Annotated in this window: 11 protein-coding genes; 8 read left to right on the top strand and 3 right to left on the bottom strand. The window is 65.5% G+C overall.

Annotated elements, in window-relative coordinates; all coding sequences use genetic code 11:
- Window positions 1–100 precede the first annotated feature (100 nt).
- On the top strand, window positions 101–2,071 hold the full coding sequence (locus HNR60_RS06575; RefSeq protein WP_184255630.1) for an AI-2E family transporter: 1,971 nt from the start codon (window positions 101–103) through the stop codon (window positions 2,069–2,071).
- A gap of 39 nt (window positions 2,072–2,110) precedes the next feature.
- Here the strand turns inward: HNR60_RS06575 and HNR60_RS06570 are convergent, their stop codons facing one another.
- On the bottom strand, window positions 2,111–3,973 hold the full coding sequence (locus tag HNR60_RS06570; RefSeq protein WP_184255628.1) for a potassium transporter Kup: 1,863 nt from the start codon (window positions 3,971–3,973) through the stop codon (window positions 2,111–2,113).
- 301 nt (window positions 3,974–4,274) lie between these two features.
- On the opposite strand from HNR60_RS06570, the gene HNR60_RS06565 reads away from it, so the two are divergent.
- The 7 genes from HNR60_RS06565 to HNR60_RS06535 all read left to right on the top strand — a co-directional run bounded on the left by HNR60_RS06565 (window position 4,275) and on the right by HNR60_RS06535 (window position 14,197).
- The gene (locus tag HNR60_RS06565; protein WP_184255618.1) at window positions 4,275–4,970 is read left to right on the top strand and encodes a GntR family transcriptional regulator; all 696 of its coding nucleotides are present in this window, start codon (window positions 4,275–4,277) and stop codon (window positions 4,968–4,970) included.
- 64 nt (window positions 4,971–5,034) lie between these two features.
- Window positions 5,035–6,312: a formyl-CoA transferase gene (frc, locus tag HNR60_RS06560; RefSeq protein ID WP_184255616.1), complete on the top strand. Its 1,278-nt coding sequence runs from the start codon at window positions 5,035–5,037 to the stop codon at window positions 6,310–6,312.
- A gap of 378 nt (window positions 6,313–6,690) precedes the next feature.
- Complete coding sequence (gene oxlT, locus HNR60_RS06555; RefSeq protein ID WP_184255614.1) at window positions 6,691–7,977, top strand: oxalate/formate MFS antiporter; 1,287 nt, start codon at window positions 6,691–6,693, stop codon at window positions 7,975–7,977.
- Window positions 7,978–8,129: 152 nt separating this feature from the next.
- Window positions 8,130–9,104: a 2-dehydropantoate 2-reductase gene (locus tag HNR60_RS06550; RefSeq protein ID WP_184255612.1), complete on the top strand. Its 975-nt coding sequence runs from the start codon at window positions 8,130–8,132 to the stop codon at window positions 9,102–9,104.
- A gap of 178 nt (window positions 9,105–9,282) precedes the next feature.
- Window positions 9,283–10,056 carry a fumarylacetoacetate hydrolase family protein gene (locus HNR60_RS06545; RefSeq protein WP_184255609.1) on the top strand — a complete coding sequence of 258 codons (774 nt, stop codon included), beginning with the start codon at window positions 9,283–9,285 and terminating at the stop codon, window positions 10,054–10,056.
- Between the two features lie 227 nt (window positions 10,057–10,283).
- Entirely contained in the window at window positions 10,284–11,666 is a 1,383-nt protein-coding gene (locus tag HNR60_RS06540) for a cation diffusion facilitator family transporter (RefSeq protein WP_184255607.1), read from the top strand.
- Window positions 11,667–11,872: 206 nt separating this feature from the next.
- The gene (locus tag HNR60_RS06535) at window positions 11,873–14,197 is read left to right on the top strand and encodes a PAS domain-containing sensor histidine kinase (RefSeq protein ID WP_184255605.1); all 2,325 of its coding nucleotides are present in this window, start codon (window positions 11,873–11,875) and stop codon (window positions 14,195–14,197) included.
- 201 nt (window positions 14,198–14,398) lie between these two features.
- Here HNR60_RS06535 and HNR60_RS06530 read toward each other — a convergent pair whose 3' ends face one another.
- Complete coding sequence (locus HNR60_RS06530; protein WP_184255603.1) at window positions 14,399–17,365, bottom strand: bifunctional [glutamine synthetase] adenylyltransferase/[glutamine synthetase]-adenylyl-L-tyrosine phosphorylase; 2,967 nt, start codon at window positions 17,363–17,365, stop codon at window positions 14,399–14,401.
- Window positions 17,362–18,822 (bottom strand): ATP-binding protein, encoded by a 1,461-nt coding sequence (locus tag HNR60_RS06525; protein WP_184255601.1) that lies wholly within the window; start codon window positions 18,820–18,822, stop codon window positions 17,362–17,364. The genes HNR60_RS06530 and HNR60_RS06525 overlap by 4 nt, the downstream gene beginning before the upstream one ends.
- Between the last annotated feature and the right edge of the window lie 303 nt (window positions 18,823–19,125).

The following is a 19,125-nucleotide window of genomic DNA, read 5'->3' as shown; positions in this document are numbered from 1 at the left end:
CCACGTAAGGAGACGCTGCGGGAGATCCCCGGCGACGCTCCCGACGCGCTGTGGCCCGGCGTCCGTCGATCCGAGCGGCCACGCGAGACGAGTCTAAAAAATGGTCGCAAAATTGCCGACGGCGAAGACGCTGGAAGACGTGGTGCCGTTGGTCGGCGCGGTGGCGCTGGCGATTCTGGCGGTGATCATCGTCATGGCGCTGTATCTGGGGCGCGAAATCTTCGTACCCGTCGCGCTGGCGATCCTGTTGAGCTTCGTGCTGGCGCCCCCGGTCGCGATGCTGCAGCGAGCGCATGTGCCGCGCGGCGGCGCGGTGGTCGGCGTGGTGCTGTTGGCGTTCGCGATCATTTTCGGCATCGGCAGCCTGGTCGCCAGCCAGCTCACGCACCTCGCCGACGAATTGCCGCGTTACGAAACCACCATTCAGTCCAAGATCCAGTCGCTGCGCGGCGCGACCGTGGGCGGCGGCACGCTGGAGCGCGCCGCCGACATGCTGCAGGATCTCAGCAAGGAGCTCGACAAGCCGAACGGCGCGCGCTCCGCCCCGGCGACGAAACTCGGTGCTTCGCCGTCGCGGCCCGCGGTGGCGCCGGTGCCGGTCGAAGTGCGGCAGCCCGATCCCGGCGCGCTGGAGAGCATCCGCTCCTTGATTGCGCCGCTGGTGTCGCCGCTGGCGACCACCGGCATCATCGTGATTTTCGTGATCTTCATTTTGATCCAGCGCGAGGATCTGCGAAACCGGCTGATCCGTCTCGCGGGCTCGCACGATCTACAGCGCACCACGGCGGCGCTGGACGACGCCGCCGGGCGGCTCAGCCGGCTGTTTCTCAATCAGCTCTTGGTCAACGCCGGCTTCGGCGTGCTGATCGGCTGCGGGCTGTGGCTGATCGGAATCCCCTCAGCGATCCTATGGGGCATACTCGCGGCGGTGCTGCGCTTCGTGCCGTATATCGGCTCGGTGATCGCCGCGGCGTTTCCGCTGGCGCTCGCCGCCGCGGTCGATCCGGGCTGGAGCATGTTGGCGTGGACCGCCGCACTGTTCTTCGTGATCGAGCCGGTGATCGCCCAGGTCATCGAGCCGTTGTTGTATGGACGCAGCACCGGATTGTCCGCGGTCGCCGTGGTGGTCGCGGCGACGTTCTGGACCGCGCTGTGGGGGCCGATCGGCTTGGTGCTGGCGACGCCGCTCACCGTGTGCCTGGTCGTGCTCGGCCGCCACGTCGAGAGCCTGGCCTTCCTCGACATCATGTTCGGTGACCGGCCGGCGCTGTCCCCACCGGAAATCTTCTACCAGCGGATGCTGGCGGGCGACCCGACCGAGGCCACCGAGAAGGCGGAAGAGTTTCTCAAGGAGCGATCGCTGGCGTCGTATTTCGACGAGGTGGCCATCAAGGGCCTGAAGCTCGCGCAGATCGATCTGGACCGCGAAGCCCTGGATCAGACCCGGATGCTGAAGATCCGCGATGCCGTCATCGAGCTGGCCAACGATCTGTCGGATCAAAAAGACCGCGAACCGACCGCCGGCGCCACCGAGGACGCCGAAGCCATCGCCGCCGTCGAGGAGGCGAAAGGGACGCGCGACGAGGATCTGCCGGTGTTGGGCGAAGCCGATCGCGCGCCGGCTTGGCGCGGCGAACAACCGCTCTTATGCATCGCCGGCCGCACCGCGCTGGATGAATCGGCCGCAACGCTGCTGGCGCAGCTGTGTAGCGCGCATGGGCTCGGCGCGCGGGTGGAAAGCGCCGATGCGCTGTCGACCAAGAACATCTTCCGGCTCGATCCGGCCGGGGTCGCGCTGGTCTGCCTGTCCTATCTGGACAGCAGCAGCTCCGCGCATCTGCGCTACGCGGTGCGACGGCTGCGGCGCAAGATGCCCGGAGTGAAGATCATGCTGGGGTGCTGGAACATCGACGGCGACGCCGGCCAGCTCGAAGCGCTGCGCGACGCCGCGGACGCGGATTTCGCCGCGGCGACGTTGCACGACGCCACCGCGATCTGCATCGCAGAAGCGTCGCTGATCAAGCCGGCGCCGGACAACGTTGTGCCGGTGATGGCGCTGCAGTCGGCTTAGTCAAGCGGCGCGCCAGCGCCGGTCGTTTCGTGTGCCGCGTCAGATTTCCAGCTGGGTGCCGAGTTCGACCACCCGGTCGGTCGGGATCTTGAAGAAGATGGTGGCCCGCGTGGCGTTCAGCGTCATGAAGGTGAACAGCCGTTCCCGCCACTGCGCCATGCCGGGCTTCAGGCTCGGCACGTAGGTCTCCCGGCTGAGGAAGAACGACGTCGCCATCATGTTGAACTCCTGACCGAACGCCTTGCACAATTCCAGCGCCGCCGGCACGTCGGGGGTCTGCATGAAGCCGTAGCGGATGATCAGCCGATGGAAGCCGTCGCCGAGATCGGTCATGGTGACGCGCTCGCTGTCGGGCACGTAAGGCGTGTCCGCGGTCATCACCGTCGCCAGCACGACGCGCTGGTGAACGGTCTGGTTGTGCTTCAGATTGTGCAACAGCGCCGGCGGCACGCCGTCGGTGGCGGCGGTGAGAAACACCGCGGTGCCGCGCGCCCGCGACACCCCGGGGCCGAGCGCGCGCATCACCACGTCGAGCGGCACCGCCAATTTCTTGACCTGCTCGCGCACCAGTTCGCGGCCGCGCCGCCAGGTGGTCAACACCGTGAACGACAGCACGCCGATGAACAGCGGAAACCAGCCGCCCTGCGCCACCTTGATGATGTTGGCGGTGAAAAACGCGAGATCGACCAGCAGCAGCGTGCCCACCACCGCCGCCACGGCGATCCAATGCCAGCGCCACATCAACGCCATCACGAAGGCGACCAGGATGGTATCGATCATCATCGTGCCGGTGACGGCGATGCCGTAGGCGGCGGCGAGATTGCTCGACGACTGAAAGCCGATCACCAGCGCCATCACCGCGATGTACAGCGTCCAGTTGGTGAAGGGGATGTAGATCTGACCCTCCTCCTCGCCGGAGGTATGGACGATGGTCATCCGCGGCAGCAGCCCGAGTTGGATCGCCTGGCGCGCCACCGAATAGGCCCCGGAGATCACCGCCTGCGAGGCGATCACCGTGGCGCAAGTGGCCAGCCCGACCATCGGCATCACCATCCATTCCGGAACCTGCCGGAAGAACGGATTCTGGATCGCGCCGGGATCGCTGAGCAACAGCGCGCCCTGGCCGAAATAGTTCAACAGCAACGCCGGCAGCACCAACACGAACCACGCCACCCGGATCGGGAAGCGGCCGAAATGCCCCATGTCGGTGTACAGCGCTTCGCCACCGGTGACCGCCAGCACGATCGAGCCCAGCGCAAAAAAGCTCATCAGCGGATGCTTGACGATGAAGTCTGCCGCGTAAATCGGATTGATCGCGCCCAGCACGTGCGGCGCAGCGACGATATTGACGATGCCGAGCACCGCGAGCACCAAGAACCACAGGCACATCACCGGGCCGAACAGCTTGCCCACGAGGCCAGTGCCGCGCTTCTGGATCATGAACAGGCCGGTGAGCACCACCGCGGTGATCGGCACCACATAGGGCGTCAGCCTCGGCGTCACCACTTCGAGGCCCTCGACCGCGCTGAGCACCGAGATCGCCGGCGTGATCATGCTGTCGCCGTAGAACAGCGCCGCCGCGATCACGCCGAGCAGCATCAACGGATAGTAGACGCGATAGCCCCGCGTCAGTTCGGTGACCAGCGCCAACAACGCCAGGCTGCCGCCCTCGCCGTGGTTGTCGGCGCGCATGATGACGATGACGTATTTCACCGTGACCAGCAGCATCACCGTCCAGAACACCAGCGACAGCACGCCGAACACATTGTCCGGCGTCACCGGGATCGGATGGTGGCCGGCGAAGGTTTCCTTCAACGCGTAAAGCGGACTGGTGCCGATGTCGCCATAGACGACGCCGATCGCGCTGATCAGCAGTCCGGCGCCCTTGGTGTTCTGGCTCATCGCGTGTCCCCGGCTGAAATCTTCGTGGCGTGGAGGGCTGATTCTGAAATCGGTCGGTTCTGAAAATCCAATGTGCCGACACGCTCTACATCGGAAAGTCGAAGCCTTGGTTTCGCTGAGGCGCCATTCTCATATCTCGGCAATAGGTCCCGCAGAGTTGCCACGGCCATTCCGTAGCGCGCCTGATTTAGATCACGGCCGCGCGACTGCCAACGCGACCTTCGCCCACACCCCGCCCGGCCGCCTTGACGCCGTGGCATCTGGTATGCCACAGAATGAAGCGAGCACGCGAGGGGACGAAATGGCGGAGGCAGAGCTTGCGATCGTGCGGATCGCGCCGGAGACCAGCTTCAAGGCCAAGGCCTATGACGCCTTGAAAGAAGCCATCCTCAAGATGGATATCTACGCGACGCCGGAGCCGATCATGCTCGACGAGCGGGCGCTATCGGAACGGCTCGGCGTCAGCCGCACGCCGATCCGCGAAGCCATCGCGATGCTGGAGCAGGATGGCTTCGTCAAGATCGTGCCGCGCCGCGGCATCGTCGTGGTGCGCCGGACCAAGAGCGAGATCGTCGACATGATCCGCGCCTGGGCGGCGCTGGAGAGCATGGCGGCGCGGCTGATCACCAGCATGGCGCGCAAGAAGGACATCTCGGCGCTGCGCGATTACTTCAAGGATTTCGACGCCGACCGGCTTCCGCAGGATCACATCGAGGAGTATTCCCGCGCCAATATCGCCTTTCACCAGGCGCTGATCTCGCTCAGCGAGTCGCCTACGCTGGTCGACATGACCACCGACATCCTGCTGCACGTCCGCGGCTATCGGCAACTCACGATCGGCCGCGCCGATCGCATCGCCGCCTCATTGCCCGAGCATCTCGGCATTATCGAGGCGCTCGAGGAGCGCGACACCGAACGCGCCGAGAACCTCTCGCGCGATCATACGCTGCGACTGGCCACCTATGTCGAGACACAGGGGCAGGAGCTGTTTCGCTGATGGGGCCGCTGCGCCGCCCCGCTTCCGCCCACCCGCTGGGCTCGACCGACCACGGAGCACGACGATGACCAAGGCGCTGAACGGCGTTCGCATTCTGGACTTCACCCACGTGCAGTCCGGCCCGACCTGCACGCAATTGCTGGCCTGGTTCGGCGCCGACGTGATCAAGGTCGAGCGCCCCGGCGTCGGCGACATCACGCGGGGGCAATTGCAGGACGTGCCGAACGTCGACAGCCTGTACTTCACCATGCTGAACCACAACAAGCGCTCGATCACGCTCGACACCAAGAACCCCAAGGGCAAGGAGGTGCTGACCGCGCTGATCAAGAGCTGCGACGTGCTGGTGGAGAATTTCGGCCCCGGCGTGCTCGACCGCATGGGATTTTCCTGGGAGAAGATCCAGAGCCTCAACCCGAAGATGATCGTCGCCTCGATCAAGGGCTTTGGCCCCGGGCCGTACGAAGATTGCAAGGTCTACGAGAACGTCGCGCAATGCACCGGCGGCGCGGCGTCCACCACCGGCTTCCGCGATGGCCTGCCGCTGGTCACCGGCGCGCAGATCGGCGATAGCGGCACCGGCCTGCATCTCGCGCTCGGCATCGTCACCGCTCTGTATCAGCGCACGGTCACCGGCCGCGGCCAGAAGGTCACCGCGGCGATGCAGGACGGCGTACTCAACCTGTCGCGGGTCAAGCTGCGCGATCAGCAGCGGCTCGCGCACGGTCCGCTGAAGGAATACAGCCAGTTCGGCGAAGGCATTCCGTTCGGCGATGCCGTTCCCCGCGCCGGCAATGATTCCGGCGGCGGCCAGCCGGGCCGCATCCTGAAGTGCAAAGGCTGGCAGACCGACCCCAACGCCTACATCTATTTCATCGCCCAGGCCCCGGTGTGGGAGAAGATCTGCGACGTCATCAACGAGCCGGATTGGAAGACAAACGCCGACTACGCCAAGCCGGCGGCGCGGCTGAAGCATCTCAACTCGATCTTCGCGCGGATCGAAGAATGGACCATGACCAAGACCAAGTTCGAGGCCATGGAAATCCTCAACAAGGATGACATTCCCTGCGGGCCGATCCTGTCGATGAAGGAACTCGCCGAAGATCCCTCGCTGCGCGCTACCGGCACGGTGGTCGAAGTCGATCATCCGACCCGCGGCAAGTATCTGTCGGTCGGCAACCCAATCAAGATGTCGGATAGTCCGACCGAGGTGACGCGCTCGCCGCTGCTCGGCGAACACACCGACGAAATCCTGCGTCAGGTCCTCGGCTTCAGCGATCAGCAGGTCGCCGAGATCCACGAGTCCGGCGCGCTGGAACCGCCGCGCAAAGCCGCCGCCGAATAGTCAAAGTTCGTACGGCGGAATGCTCTCACTACGGTGCGCAGCGTTCCGCGCCGCGCAGCTACAGATTTTTGGAGTTGGGTCGACGCGCTTCAAGAGTCCGAGACCGTCATTCCGGGGCGCGAGCAGCGACAGCTGCGAGTGAGCCCGGAATCCATAACCGCTGCAGGGGTTATGGATTCCGGACTTGCTCGTTCTAACGAACTCGCAATCCGGAATGACGACGGCTTTTTGGTTGGATGCTTCGATCCCAACCGAATCCAATGTCCCTATCAGCTAACGCAGCATCGATCTCTCAAAGAGCTTGCGCTCTGGCATAACGCATTCCAGAATGCCGCAGGCACGACCTCCCGACAGATGGAGGCGGCCAGGGGAGAAACGATGACGGACACGGTTCGAGCAGCCGGGCCGGCTGTGGGGCGCGTCAGCGACGCCTATCGTTGGACGCAGCTTGCCATCGGCGTCGGCGCCATGGTGATGATCGCCAATTATCAGTACGGCTGGACCTTCTTCGTCCCCGACATCCAGAAAAAATTCGGCTGGGATCGCGCCTCGATCCAGTGGGCCTTCACGCTGTTCGTGCTGTTCGAAACCTGGCTGGTGCCGATCGAAGGCTGGTTCGTCGACAAATACGGCCCCCGCCTGGTGGTGCTGATCGGCGGCGTGTTGTGCGCGGTCGGCTGGGCGATCAACGCCGAGGCCACCACGCTGAACGGTTACTATCTCGGCATGATCGTCGCCGGGATCGGCGCCGGCGGCGTCTACGGCACCTGCGTCGGCAACGCGCTGAAATGGTTTCCCGACAAACGCGGGCTCGCCGCCGGCATCACCGCTGCGGGCTTCGGAGCAGGCTCGGCGCTCACCGTGGCGCCGATCCAGGCGATGATCCGGGACTCCGGTTTCCAAACCACGTTCCTGTATTTCGGACTCGGCCAGGGCGTGATCATCGTGATCCTGGCGTTCTTCCTGTTTTCCCCGAAGCCCGGCCAGGTGCCGGCAGTGGTGCGCAATGCGCAAGTGATCCAGACCCGGCGCGACTACAAGCCCTCCGAGGTTATGCGCAATCCGATCTTCTGGCTGATGTACTTCATGTTCGTCATCGTCGGCGCCGGCGGCTTGATGATCACCGCCAATCTGAAACCGATCGCCGCGGACTGGAAGATCGACAACGTGCCGGTGACCTTGATGGCGATGACGATGACCGCGGTGACCTTCGCCGCCACCATCGACCGCATCCTCAACGGCCTGACCCGGCCGTTCTTCGGCTTCATCTCCGACAAGATCGGCCGCGAGAACACCATGTTCATCGCCTTCGGCATCGAGGGGCTCGGCATCTACGCGCTGTACATGTATGGACAGGACCCGGTCTGGTTCGTGCTCTTGTCCGGCCTGGTGTTCTTCGCCTGGGGCGAAATCTATTCGCTGTTTCCCTCGACCTGCACCGACACCTTCGGCAGCAAGTTCGCCACCACCAATGCCGGCCTGCTCTACACCGCCAAGGGCACCGCGGCGCTGCTGGTTCCCTTCGCCAATATCATGCAGCAAACTTCAGGCAGCTGGGACCGGGTGTTCCTGATCGCCGCCGGCGCCAACATCCTGGCGTCGCTCTTGGCTCTGTTGGTGCTGAAGCCATGGCGCCGCGCGGTGATCGCGGCATCGCAGCCGTGAGGTAATCCGATCAGGGATGGTCGACGCGCTCCAGGCCCGGGGCGGCCCGGCCGCCGCGTTGACAATTGGCATACTGTATACCACAGTCGCTTTGTCGAAGATCCATTCCGGACGCCGCCGCGGTGCCGCGGCGTTTCGCTCGAGGAATTTCCATGAAAGTCTGCATCTACGGCGCTGGCGCGATCGGCGGCTATCTCGGCGTGCAACTGGCGCTGTCCGGCGCCGACGTCAGCCTGGTGGCGCGCGGCGCCCATCTGGCGGCGATGAAGGCCAACGGCCTCAAGCTCTTGATCGGCGGCGAGGAGCGCGTCGCGCATCCGCGCTGCACCGACAATCCCGCCGAGTTGGGTGTGCAGGATTTCGTCATCATTTGTCTGAAGGCGCATTCGATCACCGGGGTGCTCGAGCAGATGAAGCCGCTGCTCGGGCCCAGCACCCGGATCGTCACCGCGGTGAACGGCGTGCCGTATTGGTACTTCTACAAGCACGGCGACAAGCTCGAGGGCTCAACGCTGGAGAGCATCGATCCCGGCGGCCGGCAGTGGCGCGAGCTCGGGCCTGAGCGCGCGATCGGCTGCATCGTCTATCCGGCGACCGAGATCGAGGCGCCGGGCGTGATCAAGCACGTCTATGGCGACAAGTTTCCGATCGGCGAGCCGAGCGGCGAAATCTCCGCGGATTGCGAGCGGCTGTCCAAGCTGTTCGAAGCCGCCGGGCTGAAGGCCCCTGTACTCGACCGCATCCGCGACGAGATCTGGCTGAAGCTGTGGGGCAATGTCTGCTTCAATCCGATCAGCGCGCTCACCCACGCCACGCTCGACGTGATCTGCACCGATCCCGCGACGCGGGCTTTGGCAAAAGCGATGATGCTGGAGACCCAGACGATCGCCGAGACCTTCGGCGTCAAGTTCCGCGTCGACGTCGAACGCCGCATCGAAGGCGCCCGCAAGGTCGGCGCCCACAAGACTTCGATGCTGCAGGATCTGGAGCGCGGCCGGCCGATGGAGATCGACCCGTTGGTCACCGTGGTGCAGGAGATGGGGCGGCTGACGCAGCTCCCGACCCCGGCGATCGACGCCGTGCTCGGCCTGGTGATCCAGCGCGCCAAGGTGGCGGGGCTGTATTAGGCGTTCTCGGCCGTCATTCCGGGGCATGAGCAGCGACAGCTGCGAACGAACCCAGAATCTCGCGCCGGACCTTGCAGCAAGATTCCGGGTTCGCTCGCAAGTGCTCGCGCCCCGGAATGACGAGCCCTCATGCAGAGGTGCTGCGTCATAGAATAGAAAACGAGAACGGAGCGCCACCGTGACCAAATGGGTTCGCTATCGCCACAACGACACGATCGGCTTCGGCACCATCGAGCACTCCGTCATCAGCGTGCACAGCGGCGAGATGTTCGGCGAGGCGGTGCCGACCGGCCAGACGCTGCCGCACGCCGAGGTCGAACTGCTGGCGCCGTGCGAGCCGTCGAAGATCATCGGGCTGTGGAACAACTTCCATGCGCTCGCCGCCAAGCTGAACCAGCCGGAGCCGGCCGAGCCGCTGTATTTTCTCAAAGCCCCGTCGAGCGTCATCGCGCCGGGCGCGCGGGTGGCACAGCCAAAATGCTATGCCGGCAAGGTGGTGTATGAGGGCGAACTCGGAATCGTGATCGGCAAGCGCTGCAGCGCCATTTCCGTGGCCGAGGCCGACGAGCACATTTTCGGCTACACCTGCGTCAACGACATCACCGCCGCCGACATCCTCAACCGCGATCCGACCTTTCCGCAATGGTCGCGCGCCAAAAGCTTCGACGGCTTCGGTCCGTTCGGGCCTGCGATCAAGACCGGCCTCGACCCCGCCGGGCTCAGCGTGCGCACCATCCTGAACGGCGCCGAGCGGCAGAACTATCCGGTGTCCGACATGATCTTCAGCCCGCAGCAACTGGTCAGCCTGATCTCGCACGACATGACGTTATTGCCCGGCGACCTGATCTGCTGCGGCACCTCGGTGGGCGTCGGGGTGATGAAGGAGCCGGTCAACAGCGTGATCATCGCGATCGAAGGGATCGGCGAACTCGGCAACGAATTCCATCGCTAGACGCCGCACTCTGAATCCTGCGACGGTCCATGCAAGCCTATGTCTGCAATGCGCGCACCGCGGCAAGATCGTGGTGACGCTCCGACGGCGAGAGCCGCAGGCTCGTGACACGCTGATGTCACGTCGCGCGTTTCAACTCGGAACGGTTCTCAGTCTGCCGCCGAGGCCCGCGCCGGAGATCTCCGCGCGGCTTTAATAGTCGGGTGCGTCCTGCTAAACCCCGCCGCATGAGCCAGTCCGTCGCCAGCATCAAAGCCCGCGTCGCCGCCATCTCGGTGTTAGCCAGCGCCTCGATGGCTGCGGCCAAATTCGTGGTCGGAATCGCGATCGGCAGTTTGGCGTTGATTTCCGAAGCGTTGCACAGCTCGGTCGATCTGGTGGCGACGCTGATCACCTGGGTGGTGGTGCGGGTGTCGGACCGCCCCGCCGACGAAGGCCATCATTACGGCCACGGCAAGATCGAGAGCCTGTCGGCGCTCGGCGTCATCGCGATGCTTTACGTGCTGGCCGGCGGCATCCTGGTCGAAGCGTACAGCCGTTTAAGCGAGGGCGCGCCGCCGCCGGTGCTGTCGGCGATCCCGTTCGTGGTGCTGGCGTTGGATATCGTGGTCAATCTGTGGCGCGCCCGCGCGCTGCATCAGACCGCGGTCGCGACCAAGAGCCAGGCGCTGGCCGCCGACGCGCTGCATTTCGCGTCCGACGTGCTCGGCTCGTTCGCGGTGATCGTCGGGCTGGCGCTGTCGGGGCTTGGCTTCGCCTGGGGCGATGCCGGGGCCGCCATCGGCGTCGCGGTGATGATTTCGGTGCTGGGGTTGCGGCTCGGGCGCTCCACCATCCAGACCCTGCTCGACCGCGCGCCGGACGGGGTGTCCGAAAAAGCGAGCGAGGCGATCAGCGGCGTTGCCGGCGTGGTCGGCATCGAGCGGCTGCGCGCGCGGATGGTGGGGCCGACCTATTTCATCGACGCCATCGTCCAGGTGCCGCGCACCTTTCCGATCGACCGCATCGAACAGATCAAGCGCAAGGCGCAGGCCGCGGTCACCGGCGCGCTCGACGACGCCGACCTCACCTTCACCGCGGTTCCGGTGGCGCGCGACAATGAGAGCGTGCGCGAACGCATCATGGTGATCGCGCGCAATTCCGGCCTCGCGATCCACCACGTCACGGTGCACGACCTCGGCGAAAAGCTGACGGTGTCGATCGACCTCGAGGTCGACGGCAACATGCCGCTGGTCGAGGCTCACGACATCGCCCACCAGCTGGAACGTCACATCGTCGACGAATTCGGTAGCGACGTCGAGGTCGACACCCATATCGAGCCGCTGGAGCCGGAACTGCCGCACGGCGCCGACGCCCCCGCCGCCCGGGTCGAAGAAATTCGCCAGGCGCTGATTGGGTTTGCCGGCGACGGCGCGATCAACGACATCCACAATGTGCGGGTGCGCGACACCGAGGCCGGCGAAGTGGTGAATTTCCATTGCCACGCCGCCGCGGCGATGAGCGTGATCGCAGTGCACGAGCACGTCGACGAAATCGAGCGCAGCCTGCGCCGCGAATTCCCCAGCGTGAAGCGCGTGATCAGCCACGCCGAACCGCCGAACGTCGATTGACGTCATAACGTCGCGACACGTTCCCGTTTCGGACTCACACCGCGTAGCATCACCAGCGACAAATCTACGCTGGAGAAGATTTATTTCGATTAACGATTCGTTGACTCTCGACAGCCCCCCAAAACTGGATTCAAATCGCCTCGATTCGAAGCGGCCGCAGCCACTCGAACGGGGTCAAGTTCAAGCATATGTTGGGGGCCAAAAGAATGGCGCGCGCACAAGCGGCGAGCGCCTGCGCGCAATCCGATTCCATCAAGGGATTGGCGCAGTCGATCGCAAAACCGGCCTATCACCGGCTGCTGACCGCGGAGCCCGCGCTCCGCCGTGCCGTCCCCACCCTGATCATCGCCTTCCTGATCACCATCTGCTTCGGCGCCTCGGTGCAGATCATCGATCAGACCCGGCAGAAGCGCACGGCGATGAACCGCGACCTCGCGGCGCTGGCCGATCTGCTCGCCGAGCGCATCGACCGCATCGCCGCCAATCGGCAGGACCGCGCGCCCGCCCTGACCCGACTGCAGAACCTGCTGCCCGGCCTGGTCCCGGCCTGGGGAATCTCTGCCGGCCGCCACATCATCGTGGTCGGCACCGATCAGGGCATTCTGGCGCGGCTGCCGGCCGATGCCGCGGTCCGCGACTCCACCCGGATCCTCGACGTGCTGAGCGCGGCGCAACCGCTCGCCGCATCGACGTCGCAGGCCGGCGTCACCGACATCACCCTGCCCGATGGCCGTACTGCGACCGCGACCCAGCGCATCATCCGCTCACTGCCGGGACAGGTGGTGATCATTCAGGAAAACATCGAGCCGATCTGGCGCTCGGACACCGCGCTGTCGATGACGCTGTCCGCCACCACCGGCTTCGTGGTGCTGATCCTCGGCTTCGCCTTTCACTGGCAGTCGACCAGGGCGCGCGAGGGCGACCTGATCAACGACGCGGTGCGCGGCCGGATCGACACCGCGCTGAACCGCGGCCGCTGCGGGCTGTGGGACTGGGATCTGTCGCGCGGCAGAATCTTCTGGTCGCAATCGATGTTCACCATGCTCGGGCTGGAAAGCCGCAGCGACCTGTTGACCTTCGGCGAGGTCAACGCGCTGGTGAAGTCCGACGACATCGATTTGTTCGCGATCGCCAATCAGCTGATCACCGGCACCATCACCCAGATCGATCACACCTTCCGGATGCAGCACGCCAACGGCCATTGGATCTGGCTGCGGGTGCGCTGCGAACTGAGCCGCGACGGCAGCGACGCCGGGCTGCATTTGATCGGCATCGCGGTCGACATCACCGAACACAAGAGCCTCGCCGAACGCACCGTGGAAGCCGATCTGCGGCTGCGCGACGCCATCGAGACCATTCCCGAAGCCTTCGTGCTGTGGGACGCGGAGAACCGGCTGGTGCTGTGCAATTCGCACTTCCAGCGCCTGCATAAACTGCCGGATTCCGCGGTGACGCCCGGCACCTCCTACGAGACCGTGGTCGAGGTCGGCACCATGCCGGAAGCCCGCACTCGGCTGCCCGAAGCCGGCCACTGCCCGCCCGGCGCCCGCACCTTCGAGGCGCAGCTCGACAACGGCAGTTGGCTGCACATCAGCGAGCGCCGCACCAAGGACGGCGGCTACGTCGCGGTCGGCACCGACATCACGCGGATCAAGGAACACGAGCAGAAGCTGGTCGAGAACGATCTGCGGCTGCGCGCCACCGTGGTCGACCTCAAGCGTTCGCAGGCGATGCTGGAGAAACAGGCCGTCGAGCTGGTCGACCTGGCGCAGAAATATTCCGAAGAAAAGAACCGCGCCGAGGACGCCAACCAGACCAAGTCCAAGTTCCTGGCCAATATGAGCCACGAATTGCGCACGCCGCTCAACGCCATCATCGGCTTCTCCGAAATCATGGGCAGCGGCATGTTCGGCTCGCTCGGTTCGGAGAAGTATCAGGAATACTGCCACGACATCCTGACCAGCGGGCACTATCTGCTCGAGGTCATCAACGACATCCTCGACATGTCGAAGATCGAAGCCGGCCGCATGAAGCTCGATCTCGAGGCGTTCGATCTCGCCGCGACGCTGTCGGAATCGCTGCGGGTGGTGTCGGGCCGCGCCGACAACAAGCAGCTGATGCTGCGGGCCGATATCGACAGCGACATCCCGGTGCTGGCCGACCGCCGCGCCATCAAGCAGATCCTGGTCAACCTGTTGTCCAACGCGGTGAAGTTCACGCCGGACGGCGGCCGGGTCACGGTGCGCGGCCGGGTGTTCGAGGACTCCATCGTGCTGTTGATCGCCGACACCGGCATCGGCATCGCGCAGCAATCGCTGCATCGGTTGGGCCAACCGTTCGAACAGGTCGAGAGCCAGCTGACCAAGACCTATCACGGCTCAGGCCTGGGGCTGGCGATCGCCAAATCGCTGACCAATCTGCATGGCGGATCGATGCGGCTGCGCTCGCAGCTCGGCGTCGGCACCGTGGTCCGCGTCGCGCTGCCGCGCGACGCCAGCAAGGCCGCCGAAAAGATCTCCGCCGCCGCCTGACGCCTCTCCAATTTCTGATTGAGTTCATCGCAAGACCGGGCCGTCATTCCGGGGCGCGAGAGCGATAGCTCGAGCGAACCCGGAATCTCGCAACACGCGGCGGACTCATCAGCGAGCTGCAGATTCCGGGTTCGCTGGCAAGTGCTCGCGCCCCGGAATGACATCTCGCTGTTTGTTGGACGCGTCCAACAAGAAAATCTGCTAACCTTGCCCCTGCAGCAGCTTCACAAACACCGCCCGCACCTCGGCCTGAGTCTCTTTCACCCGCGCCTCCAGCGACGAGAAATCCGGCGCGTCGCCGGCGCGGACCAGCACGCGCAGCAAATCTTCGCCGGCGGTGGCGGGTGCGAATTTCTCGCTGACGCACAGCCGCACGATCTGGGTGAGGTCGTGGTAGAGCCGCGCCGCGCTGCGCAGGATCTCAGCCTCGGACTGCGGCAGCAGGCCGAGCCGCGCCGCATTGTCCAGCACCTGCAGCGTGCCGACGTTGAGAATGTCCGGATGCTGCGCGGCGTGCACCAGCTGTAGATATTGCGCGATGAAGTCGATATCGACCAGGCCGCCGGATGCGTATTTCAGATCCCAGATGTCGTCCTCGCCCTTCTCCTGGGCGATGGCGCGGCGCATCTCGGCGACGTCGTTGGCGATCTCGGTGGCGTCGCGCGGACGCGTCAACACTTCGCGGATGATGCCTTCGATTTTCTCACGAAACGCCGGCGAGGCCGAGATCACCCGCGCCCGGGTCAGCGCCATGTGCTCCCAGGTCCAGGCTTCGTTCTGCTGATAGTCGGCGAAGGCGTCGAGCCGCGACGCCACCGGGCCGGCGCGGCCCGACGGCCGCAGCCGCATGTCGACGTCGTACAGCACGCCGTAATTGGTCCGCGTGGTGAAGGCGCTGATCAGCCGCTGGGTGAAACGGGCGAAATATTGCGAGCCGTGCAGTGAGCGCGCGCCGTCGGAATCCGGCTCCTCGGCATCGAAATCATAGATCAGGATCAGGTCAAGATCCGACGACGCCGTCATCTCCCGGCTGCCGAGCCGGCCCATCGCCAGGATCGCGGTTTCCTGGCCCTTGACGCGGCCGTATTGCGTGGCGAACTGATCGCTGACCAATCCATGCACCGTGGCGACGATGCCCTCGGCGACCGCTGCAAAGGCGATGCTAGCCTGCTGCGTCGACACCGTGCCGGAGAGAATCCGCGTGCCGATCAGGAACAGGCTCTCCTGGCCGAACATCCTTAAGCGATCGAGAAACTCTTCATAGGAGCCGGCGTCCGCCAGCGTCGCCTGCAGCCGCATCGACAATTCGCGCTGGTCCGGCATCGCGCCGAAGAACCGCGGATCGATCAGCCCGTCCATGATCTGCGGCTGCCGCGCCACCATGTCGCCGAGCCGGGGCGCGGCGCCGAGCACCAGCGCCACCAGCGCTACTAATTCCTTGTTCTGGCTGAGCAGCGACACCAGCCGGCCGCCGCGGTGCAGCGCCTGCAGCAAGCGGTCGAACGCGGTCACGGCGTTGTCGGGCTCTTCGGCGCGGGAAAGTCCGACGATGAGGGTCGGCACGAATTCGAGGAAAGCGCGCCGCGTCGAGTCCACCCGCAGCACGCGGTACTCCGCCGCCATCCATTGCCGCAGCGTCTCGGCGATCATCGCCGGCTTCTTGAAGCCGAGCGCCACCAGATGTTCGGCGAGCCGCTGATCGTCGGGGCCGGCGCCGTAGTCGACCGGCGGCAGCGTCGCTTCGTCGGTGGGGTCGCCGGCTTCGAACAGCTTGCTGTAATGGCCCTGCACGCAATTCAGATAGCCGAGCAGTTGCTCGGCGAAGGCGGCACGGCTGTCGAAGCCGAGAAACCGCGCGAAACGCTCCACCGCCGCGACGTCCTCGGGCAGCGCGTGGGTCTGTTCGTCGGCGATCATCTGCAGCCGATGCTCGACGCGGCGCAGGAACTGGTAAGCAACGGTGAGTTCGTCGCGCGCCTGATAGGTGATCCAGTTGGAGGTCGCCAGGATCTCGAGGGCTTGCAGCGTCGGCCGCACCCGCAATTCGCGGTGCCGGCCGCCGGCGATCAGTTGCTGGGTCTGGGCGAAGAATTCGATCTCGCGAATGCCGCCGCGGCCGACCTTGACGTTGTGGCCTTCGACCGCGATGTCGGTCTGGCCGCGGAAGGTCTGCATCTGCCGCTTCATGTCGTGGACGTCGGCGAGTGCCGCGAAGTCGAGATGTTTGCGCCAGACGAACGGCGCGATCTCGCCGAGCAGCGCCTCGCCGGCCGCGGCGTCGCCAGCGCAGGGCCGCGCCTTGATCATCGCGGCGCGCTCCCAGGTGCGGCCCTCGCGCTCGTAATAGTCGAGCGCCGAGGCGGTGGAAATCGCCACCGCCGTCGACGCCGGATCGGGACGCAGCCGCAGGTCGACGCGGAACACATAGCCGTCGGCGGTGCGGCTGTTCAGCATCCGCGACAGCCCCTGGGTGACGCGCACGAAGAACGGCTGCGGCGCGACGTCGGGCGCGAGCGTCGGCGCCGCGAGGTCGAAGAACACGATCAGATCGATGTCGCTGGAATAGTTCAGCTCGCCGGCGCCCATCTTGCCCATCGCCAGCACCACCAACCCGCTGCCCTCTTCGGGGCGATCGTCGCAGGGCGGCAGCAAGCGGCCGCGGCCGGCCTCCTGGCGCAGCAGAAACCGCAGCGCGCATTGCACCGAGGCCACCGCCAGATCGGTCAGCGCCTGGGTGACCCGCATCACCGGCCAGACGTCGCCGATGTCGCACAGCGCGATCAACAGCGCCGCCTCGGCTTTCATGCGGCGCAGCGTCCGCATCGCCTCGGCCTCGCTGGCGGCGGCGGCAACGTCGCGGCTGCTTGTCTCGATCAGCTCGGCGAGCCTGCGGTCCGGATCGCAGCGCAGCAGCCGGATCAGCCGCGCCGGGTCGAAGCGGATCAGATCGAACAGATAGGGCGAGGCCTCGGCGATCGATTGCAGCAGCACCTCGGCTTTGGGACAGCGCGCGGTGATCGCCGCGATCGCCTCGGCCTGCGCGGCGTCGAGATCGCCGAGCCAGCCGGCGAACCGCCGCGATGCCTCTTCGGGCGCGAACAGACGCGGCCCTGCTGCAAAACGGCCCGCCAGCTCGATATGGTCCGCGTCGGTCGCGGAAAGGGTCATGCCGTTGTCTGTTCTGGAGTGTGGGTTGGAACGGCAAGTCCATCACCCGCGCGCGCGGGAATTGCAAGCGTTGCGCGCAATCCCGGGTCGGCATCGCCGAGCCGCAGCTCGCCGCCATGCAGCGTGGCGACCGCAGAGGCCAGGCTCAGCCCCAATCCCGACCCCGGCTGGGTGCGGCTGGCCTCCAGCCGGACGAAGCGCTGCACCGCGTGCTTGCGGTCCGACTCCGGAATGCCCGGGCCGCGGTCGGTGACGCCGAGCAGCACCTGATCGCCGTCGCGGCGGGCCTCGATCACAATCTCGCCGCTGGGTGGCACCGTATCGGCGCCAAGCGGCTGCGGCTCGGGTGGCGGCCGGCCATATTTGATGGCGTTCTCCACCAGGTTGGCGAGCGCCCGACTGATCAACTCACGGTTGCCGTGCAGAGGAGCCGGGGCCGCATCGACCTTGAGGGTGAGACCGTTGTCCTCGGCCAAGGGCTCGTACAATTCATGGATACCTTTGGCGATTTCGGCGGCGTCGAAATCCGCCATGTCGCCGCGCGCCTGGCCGGATTCCGCGCGCGCGATCATCAACAGCGCGTTGAAGGTGCGGATCAGCCCATCGGACTCCTCGATGGTGCGTTCCAACGCGGCGCGGTATTCGGCCTCGTTATGCGATTTCGCCAGCGCCTCCTCGGCGCGGTTGCGCAGCCGGGTCAGCGGCGTCTTCAGGTCGTGGGCGATGTTGTCGGAGACTTCCTTCAGCCCCATCATCAAAGCCTCGATCCGCTCCAGCATGGCGTTGAGGTTCTCCGCCAGCCGGTCGAGTTCGTCGCCGCTGCGGCCGACCGGCAACCGGCCGGAGAGATCGCCGGCCATGATGCGCTGGGTGGTGCCGGTCATCGCGTCGATCCGGCGCAGCACCCGGCGCGCCACGAACACCCCGCCGCCGAGCCCGAGCACGATCACGATCAGCACCGACCATTGCGCCGCATTGGCGACCACGCCGAACAGCCGGCGGCGTTCCTCGAGATCGCGGCCGATCAACAGCCGGAAGCCGCCGCTCAGTTCCGCGACCCGGACCAGCGCGCGATGATGCGGCGCGTCGGAATCGTCGAGCCTGCGATAGAAGGTTTCCGACCAGCCGGTGGTTGCCATCACGCCGGGCGCCAATTGACCGACATTGCCGGCCACCGCCTGCCCGTTCGGCGTGGTGATGAGATAGAGATTGGCGCCCGGCCGCAGCGCGCGGTTCTCGATGGTGAACACCAGCCCGCGCAAGCCGCGGCGGGAGAAGATGTCGCTGATCTCCTCCATCTCGCCGTTCACCGTGGTGGTGATCTGGTCGGTGATCAGCCGGTGCGTGTTCCAGGCGAAATAGGCCAGCAGCGAGGCCGCGAACAGCGCGAACAGAAACAGATAGACCAGCGTCAGCCGAAACGCGGTGGTGCGGATCAGTTTACTGAATGCGGTCACAGGCAAAGATCTCGAACACAATTGAACGCCCGGTTGTACGCGGTTTGCTTCACCGCCTACAGTGACAAATTGTTCATGGCGAGGCCATCGGCGCAGCGCGGCCCCGGGTGATTCCTAGTATTACAACCGGGCGGGAAATTAACGGCTTGTAAGGCCGCCGTCTGGTAGTTCGCAAGTAACTGTGTAAACGCCGATGGCGCCTGCAGGCGCAGGCTTGCAGCGCCCGTTGAGCGCAGCCGCCGGCAGACACGGATTGGCGCAGCACCACCCGCTGTCGCGCTGCAGATTGCTCTCCCTTCCCCC

The organism is Rhodopseudomonas rhenobacensis, from assembly GCF_014203125.1.
In the GTDB taxonomy this organism is placed as follows: Bacteria; Pseudomonadota; Alphaproteobacteria; order Rhizobiales; family Xanthobacteraceae; genus Rhodopseudomonas_A; species Rhodopseudomonas_A rhenobacensis.
The sequence above is the reverse complement of the archived record's forward strand: the minus strand, read 5'-3'. Positions and strand labels throughout refer to the sequence as shown.